Raw genomic sequence first — 903 nt, forward strand, 5'->3', positions numbered from 1 at the left:
GCGGGCGGGCGTCGGCTCCTCGGGGCGGGCGGGCAGGGAAGCGGGCGGCCTGAAAAAGATCGGCCCGGCGAGAGGGGAGCTCGCCGGGCCACAAGGAGGGGGATGTGCAGCGTTCTTGGACGCCGCTACTGCTTTGCAAGGGGTTACAAGCAGTGCAAGTTGAAAGGAGGGGAGCCTTTTCACTTGCTGGGATCAGTATATAAGTTGGCCTTGAAGAACATATGGGCTGCACGTGCGCGTTTTGTCGATTATCGCCCCGTTTGCGTTACGTTCTCGTTACCTGGCGGGAGCCGGTGGGCGGAGCCGGCTGCCGACCCGCATCGGCGGGGCCCGAGGGGAAGGCTTGGGAAAAGGATCGGCCCGGCGAGAGGGGAGCCCGCCGGGCCACAAGGAGGGGATGATGCGGTGCCTATTGGGCACCGACTCTGCTTTTAAGGGGTAAAGCAGATGCAAACTAAAAAGGAGGGGAGCCTTTCGTTTGCTGCCACCCAGTATAAAAGTTGACCTTGAAAAACATATGACGGAGGAGTGGCCGTTTTGTGAATTAGAGGGCTTGAAAGTAACAATTAGGTAAAGTCCGCCTTCCGCAGGCTCCGCGGCTACCCGCAAACGCTCCTGCCCGCATGCTGCCAAGGGGGGCGGTCAGAAAAAGATCGGCCCGGCGAGAGGGGAGCTCGCCGGGCCACAAGGAGGGGATGATGCGATGCTCTTGGGCATCGCTACTGCTTTGTAAGGGGTACAAGCAGTGCAAACTAAAAGGAGGGGAGCCTTTCGCTTGCAGGGCCCATTATAGAGGCAGGGGTTGAAAAACCTATGGTGCAGGCGTGTTCGTCTTGTGCAACGGCCGTGCACGGTCGGTGAATTGCAGGCCGGGGCTGCATGGCCGCCGCTCGCGGACGCGCG

The organism is Gordonibacter pamelaeae 7-10-1-b (assembly GCF_000210055.1).
GTDB lineage: Bacteria > Actinomycetota > Coriobacteriia > Coriobacteriales > Eggerthellaceae > Gordonibacter > Gordonibacter pamelaeae.